Source organism: Chloroflexota bacterium, from assembly GCA_020161265.1.
Taxonomy (GTDB): Bacteria; Chloroflexota; Chloroflexia; order Chloroflexales; family Herpetosiphonaceae; genus Herpetosiphon.
Window position 1 is genome coordinate 640,399 of the sequence record JAIUOC010000002.1, and the last position, 6,831, is coordinate 647,229.

The following is a 6,831-nucleotide window of genomic DNA, read 5'->3' on the forward strand; positions in this document are numbered from 1 at the left end:
AAGCGCAGATTATAGCATAGCCGTCCCACATGTGGGGGAGGCCCGATAAATTATGAAGGATGAAGGATGAGGGATGAGGGATGAAGGATAGAACAAAGAACATAGAATATAGAAATTTAGGGCGATTGATCCACGAAGGGCACGAAGGCTATAGGCTTTTGGCTTTTGGCTATCGAAGATTGGGTGGAAATGCCAACAATTGTTCCGCTAGCCAATAGCCTAAAACCAAAAGCCTAAAACCCAACTTCGTGTCCTTCGTGGCCTTCGTGGATCGACATCGCTATTGCTGATTGGGCAGAATGAGGATTAACCCGTAAAATCAGCTATTGAACTGAGTCGCACGCAGCGATATATCAGCTAGAATAGCCATGGCTTAGCACGAAAGATTCGATCATGCCTGAATTTGCCTATAACATCCGTCAATATTATCCCCAGCAACGCCAAGAACTGTTGCAGGTGATCGCCCAAATTGAAACTTATCCTAATGCTGCTGAACGAGTATTGACCAAAGCCAACTTGATTATGCTGCATTGCGATCAGGTTGATCCGCATACGGCCATGATTGTGAAGCAAGAATTATTGGCGCTCGATGGCGATGCCTTGGTCAGCCCACACGTCTATCTCGGCCAAAGCACGCAGCCAACTAATCTGCTGGCGTGGGCCAATGAACGCTCGTGGCGAGCCTTATGTGGCAAGTTTCAAGCGATTCCCTTGCCTGCCTTACAAGCTTTAGCCCAACAAATTGGTGCGTTGCTGTTACACAATCAAGCGCGGGGCAGCCTCAAACTTGGTGCAACTCAATGGGATTGGGGTCGAAAAACCTTGGTGATGGGTATTGTCAATGTTACCCCCGATTCTTTCTCCAACGATGGCTTGCTTGAGGCCGAAACCAGCCAGATTCAGCAACAAGCGCTTGAGTTTGCCGCTGCAGGAGCCGATATTCTGGATGTTGGCGGCGAATCGACGCGACCTGGTGCCAGTATTGTGAGCATCGATCAGGAGATTGCGCGGGTTGTGCCAGCGATTCAAGCGATTCGTCACGTTTGCCAATTGCCAATTTCGATTGATAGCTACAAAGCTGAGGTTGTGGCGGCTGCGCTTGAAGCTGGGGCAAACGTTGTTAATGATATTTGGGGTTTGCGCCAAGCCGATGGCAGCTGGAATACGGCGCTAGCGCAGTTAGTGGCACAAGCCCAAGTTCCGATCATTTTGATGCACAATCGAGTCAGCATGGTTGAGCAATTTGCTCATGGCACAAATTACGCTGCTAGCGAATATGGCGATATTATCGGCGAAGTTTGTGCCGAATTACGCCAAAGCATCGATTTTGCCCTGCAAGCGGGCATTGCCAACGATTTAATTGTGCTTGACCCAGGCATTGGTTTCGGCAAAAGCCCTGAACAAAATCTACAAGTATTACGTCAACTACGAACAATTGCCAGCTTAGGCTACCCGTTGTTGGTCGGCACTAGCCGAAAATCCATGATTGGGATAACATTAAACCGACCTGTTGAGCAACGCCTGTGGGGCACAGCCGCCACCGTGGCCTATGCGATTCAAGCAGGAGCCGATATTGTGCGGGTGCACGATGTTGCGGCAATGGTCGATGTTTGTCGAATGACCGATGCCTTAGTTCGTCACGAAGGATAGAATATGCAACAAGCGCAAACCCAGCGCCAACCCTCCCGACTGTTTACCATGGCTATCATTGGGCTAGCCGTGTTTGTGGTAGCCGCCATTTTGCTAATTGGGGTCGCTCAAGGTGGCCAAAATGTGATTACCTTGGCGGTTCCGGCCTTTATGGCGGGCGTTTTATCGTTTCTATCGCCCTGTACCTTGCCCGTGCTACCAGCCTATTTCGCTTGGACGTTTGGAATCAATAGTGCTGGTGATGAAAGCCTCGCGCAAAAACGCCAACGTACAATTATCTCATCGCTAGCTTTTTTTGCGGGCTTGGCAACCACGATGGTGGTGTTGGGAATGGCGATTACGGCCACCAGTCAAGCCATTCGCGGCATTTCATCCAACAAAGATTTGTTCGCCCAAATTGGCGGGGTGATTATCATTGTCATGGGTGTGATGAGCATTTTTGGGATTGGCTTCACCGGAGCGAATATCAAACGTAGCTCCAGCGCCACCGTTGGCAGCGCGTATCTGTATGGATTAACCTTTGCGCTGGGCTGGACAGCTTGTATTGGGCCAATTCTTGGGGCAATTTTGACCTTGCTGATTTCAACCGGAGCCTCGATTATTGCTGGCGCAACCTTGACCTTTATCTATGTGCTTGGCTTAGCCTTGCCTTTGATGATCGTGGCGACCTTCTTCAACAAACTTGGCCAAGGCTCCAAGGGCTGGAAGCTTCTGCGTGGGCGGGCTTTGGAGTTTAATATCGGCAAGCGCGTCGTGATTTTGCACTCCACCAGCGTGATCAGCGGCGTGTTGTTGATTGCGGTTGGGATTTTGCTAGTGACTGGCCAAATGAGCACATTGAATGATATTGCCCTCGATAATCCCATTAGCAAATGGGCCAACAACGTGCAATACGATATTCAAACCTTCTTTACTGGCGAGTAAGCAGGGAGCACACCAAGCCAAACTGCCCTTCTCCCGCTGGGGGGAGAAGGGTTGGGGTGAGGGCAACACTTAAAACAATTCATACATCACATTAATCGGGTCGCGGTCGTCGTTGTCGGGGGCGATGTTGACTGGCCGCACATAGCCGCGCAAATACAAATATTCAACGAATGCGCCCACTTTTTCGATGCCCAATAGCTGATCGTAGCCCTGTAAACCACGATACATGGCGGCGCTAAGCTGGGCCACAGTTTGCGGCTGGGCCTTGAGCAAATCGCTAATCCGATCGATTTTACGTTGATTAGAAGCGAAAATTTGCTCTAAGCGCTGGGCTAAGTTTTCGATTGGCTGCTCGTGGCCGCCCAAGGTCAATTCAATGCCATCAAGTTTGGCAACTTGGCGCAAGCCACTAATATAATGCTCCAAGCCTGTGCCTGGGGTAATCATTTCGGGCGCAAGATGGGGAGCGGTTCGCGCCAAAATATGATCAGCACTAAACAACACCTCATCCAAACGCAAACAAACTTGGCCCGGGCAATGGCCAGGGGTGTAAATAACCTCAAACAAATTGCAAAGCCGATCGCCATCTTCAAAGGTTTGCTCAATCGGCTGGGGCCGAAACGCATCTTTATTATGCAAATACATACCCATCAAATGCTGATGTTGCTCAGCTGAAACCCCAGCATGGCGCAAAAAGCGACTTAATGCCTTCGAAGCAAACAACAAGCGCCCATCATAATTGGTAATCACCCGCCGATCAGCAATGTGGATAGCAGTCGGAGCTTGGGTAAATTGCCGAATAAAGGCCAAACCACCAAAATGATCAATATGGGCGTGAGTCAAAATAATCTGATTAACATCGGCCAAACTCAGCTTCTCGCCCCATTGAGCTTGAATTGTTGCAAAGCCAGCGACGAGATCGTTGTTGGAATTACCATGGCCAGAGCCAGTATCGATCAAACAGACCAAACCATCGGCGACCACCAGATACACATTGGCATAAAATTGAGGGAAAACCTCTACAGGAAGGCTGTAGATGCGCACCCCAGTATGTGTTTCAAATCGTAAAACACGCTGATCCACAGCGACCTCCTTTCTGTTGCTAGGCCAATTGTACCGCACCCAAGGCGGGCTGTCTCGTGGTATGATGCAAGTAAGGCAATCGCACCATCAATACTAGAAATCTGAGGATTGTTATGTTGGAACTGCAAGTTGGTGTTGCAAAAGTTGGCAAATATGCCACCCCCGAAAGCGGCGACACCCTTGAGATGATCGAACGACCGCATGGCGGATTTTCGTTTGTATTGGCTGATGGGCAAGGTAGTGGGCGAGGAGCCAAGACCCTGAGTAACCTTGTAACAACCAGGGCAATTTCAATGCTCAAAGATGGAGCACGCGATGGTGCTGTTGCTCGCGCGGTTCACGATTACCTGTATGCCTATCGTCATGGGCAAGTCTCAGCAACGCTTAATATACTTTCAGTAGATCTTTCAGCGCGAAGTGTGTTAGTATCAAGAAATAACCCTTGCCCATTTTATGTGATCGATGAGCAGGGGATGACGACCTACAACGAGCCATCGACCCCAATTGGGCTCTACTCGATGACCAAACCAGTCATCACCAAAATTAGCCTACGGCCTTATGTGTATGTGGTAGTGTTTACCGATGGCATTCTACATGCAGGCCGACGCTATAACGAAAGTATTGAGCTAGACAACTATCTTGGCAATTTTAATGTTCGCCAAGGACGAACAGCCCAAGAAGTTACCGATGATTTACTAGGACGTGCCGTGGAACTTGATCAAAATCGACCGAACGACGATATGAGCGTGATCGTGATGGCCGCCTTACCGATGGAGTCGGAAAATAAAGTTCGCCGCATGACCGTATGTTTTCCGGTCGAACGAGCCTAATTCACAGGCTTCATCGTTACCAAGCTGGCGGTCAGCAGATACGCTGAAAGGAACCGCCGATGGGTAATCAAGCTGAAACAGTGGTAATTGTGGGGCCATGTGCCGCAGGTAAATCGACCTTACGCCAAGGTTTAGAAACCCATGGAATTCAAGCGCGAGTAATTGCTCAAGAACATTCGGGCATTCGTGGGCTTTGGCGCAAACATCAAGCCAACTACTTAATTTATCTTGATGTAGATTTACCAGCCGTGCATGAACGTGGCCGCCCCAGTTTCCCTGCTTGGTTGCACAACCAGCAGCAACAGCGTTTACAAGAAGCGCGAGCTGCTGCCGATATTTACCTCGATACAACCAAACATTCGATCAACGATGTACTAAATCGGGTACTTTCGACGATCAACCACTAAACAACCAAGCCTACTTGGATTAATCACGATGATTAACCAGTAGGCTTGGCGGTTTAACCCTCATATCCAGTATAATCCTCGTATTCAGCCGTCAATGCCTAGCGAGGATTATGATGCTCAAAGCCTTAAAAAATTGGTTGCTTCAACAAAATTATCTAACCCTGATTGCATTTATATTGATTTTTGCCATGAGCGCCTGTATGAATTTTGGCAGCGATACATGGTGGCTCTTACGTACAGGTCAAGATATTTTTCAACAAAAAAGCATTATTACCAACGATCTCTACAGTTGGACAAACCTCAATGCCTATTGGCCCAATCATGAGTGGCTAACCCAATTATTAATGTATCTGATTTATTCAATTGGTGGACTGAGTTTACTAGTGATCGTATTTGCATTACTGGTAACCTTCACATGGTTAATTATCTATCGAATTAGTCCAAGTGGATCTAAATTAACCTTATTTCTCATAACTTTAGGCGTTATTGATAATATTAATGCCTGGAGTATTCGGCCACAAATTATCTCATTTTTTCTATTTATCAGTTTAATTGTGCTGATTCGCCAACCAAAATTGCACTGGTGGATTGTACCGTTTATGTTAGTTTGGGCAAATTTACATGCTGGTTTTGTAATTGGGATTGTGCTGCTTGGGTTGGTTGGTATTGCAGCGCTAATCAAACGTGAGGCAATTATCCATTGGCTGATGATTGGCACAGCAGCAGTTATTGCAACCATGGCTAATCCACATGGCTATAAACTTTGGCTTTTTACGCTCAATTCCTTAGATAACAGCACCTATAGCTTTATTGAAGAATGGCGCAGCCAAAGTATCACGAGTATCAACAGTTATCCATTCTTTCTTTTAATTGGTTTAATTGGAATTGTTTGGTATAAAAAGCGCTTCAAGCCAAGCACAAGCTACGATTGGTTTTTGCTCTTAGCAACAATTCTATTTGGTTTTATGGCATTTCGTTCAGTACGTCAAAGCATCTTTTTTGATGGCCTAGCAGTGTTATGTCTAGCACAAATGCTAGCACCCAGACAAGCAATTACTGTCAAAACCAGTAAGATCGAGCCAACGCAGTGGGGATTAGTTGGCATTACCAGCATAATTGCAATCGGATTAGCGATTTTTGTCTGGAACCAACGCCAACCACTGCTTTCTGAGCCAATTCTCGCAGCATTGGGGCAATGCCCCGGCAATATGTACAATAGCTACGATATTGGCGGCGAATTAATCTGGTTCCTGCCCCAAAAGCCCGTATTTATTGATAATCGTTTTGATCCATATAGCCGTGATTTTATCCAAACCAATGTTGCGCTAGAAAACACAGGCGATTATCAAGCAGTATTTAATCAATATACAATCGGCTGTGCCATTACAGAAAATAACAGCCCCTTAGCCACAGTACTTCAACGCGATGGCTGGCAACTCCAAACCAACAATCTCAATTACAGCGTCTTCTATCAACCATAAGCTCAAACCAAAAAAGCCATGGAGTTATATCCATGGCTTTTCGATCCTTACGATGCTAAAACAACAACACCGCGAGGAATCTCACGGTGTTGCTTGGAGCGGTACGCATCCCCCTACGTTCCCACAGCGGGTGCTGCAGTAGCCTCGGTGTGTGTCGCGTTCACGGCCTGGTTCGGGATGGAGCAGCGTGGGTCACAACCACCTCGACACGTACCAATTTGGCTGCCCTCACTCCAACCACCCATTCCTCAACGACGTTCATCATGCACATTCGCTCGCATCATTCCCAGTCCTGCCTGCCCTCCGCCATCCATTGCCCTCCCGCGTCCTGCCGACGCGCGGCAACCGATGATCGCTCGGCTGTCTGTTGTTGTCTGCTCTACCGTTCACACGGCCTCCACAGCAACCCAGTTCCCGTCTCGTCTCGACGGTGCCTCTCATACATTTCTGCACTCG

6 protein-coding genes are annotated in these 6,831 nt (G+C 47.8%); 5 read left to right on the forward strand and 1 reads right to left on the reverse strand.

Annotated features, from left to right (window positions below; translation table 11 throughout):
- Nucleotides 1-393: 393 nt before the first annotated feature.
- Together folP and LCH85_07160 are read left to right on the forward strand one after the other, a co-directional pair.
- Nucleotides 394-1,650: a dihydropteroate synthase gene (folP, locus tag LCH85_07155; protein MCA0351759.1), complete on the forward strand. Its 1,257-nt coding sequence runs from the start codon at nucleotides 394-396 to the stop codon at nucleotides 1,648-1,650.
- Nucleotides 1,651-1,653: 3 nt separating this feature from the next.
- Entirely contained in the window at nucleotides 1,654-2,574 is a 921-nt protein-coding gene (locus tag LCH85_07160) for a cytochrome c biogenesis CcdA family protein (GenBank protein ID MCA0351760.1), read from the forward strand.
- 69 nt (nucleotides 2,575-2,643) lie between these two features.
- Here LCH85_07160 and LCH85_07165 read toward each other — a convergent pair whose 3' ends face one another.
- Nucleotides 2,644-3,657: an MBL fold metallo-hydrolase gene (locus LCH85_07165; protein MCA0351761.1), complete on the reverse strand. Its 1,014-nt coding sequence runs from the start codon at nucleotides 3,655-3,657 to the stop codon at nucleotides 2,644-2,646.
- A 113-nt stretch (nucleotides 3,658-3,770) separates the two neighbouring features.
- Here LCH85_07165 and LCH85_07170 point away from each other — a divergent pair, with 113 nt between their 5' ends.
- From LCH85_07170 to LCH85_07180, 3 genes are all read left to right on the forward strand, one after another.
- On the forward strand, nucleotides 3,771-4,487 hold the full coding sequence (locus LCH85_07170; protein ID MCA0351762.1) for a serine/threonine-protein phosphatase: 717 nt from the start codon (nucleotides 3,771-3,773) through the stop codon (nucleotides 4,485-4,487).
- Nucleotides 4,488-4,546: 59 nt separating this feature from the next.
- Nucleotides 4,547-4,894, forward strand: a complete 348-nt coding sequence (locus tag LCH85_07175; protein ID MCA0351763.1) for a hypothetical protein — start codon at nucleotides 4,547-4,549, stop codon at nucleotides 4,892-4,894.
- Nucleotides 4,895-5,094: 200 nt separating this feature from the next.
- A complete protein-coding gene (locus tag LCH85_07180; GenBank protein MCA0351764.1) occupies nucleotides 5,095-6,375 on the forward strand; it encodes a hypothetical protein in 1,281 nt (426 codons plus the stop codon).
- The last annotated feature ends 456 nt before the right edge of the window (nucleotides 6,376-6,831 follow it).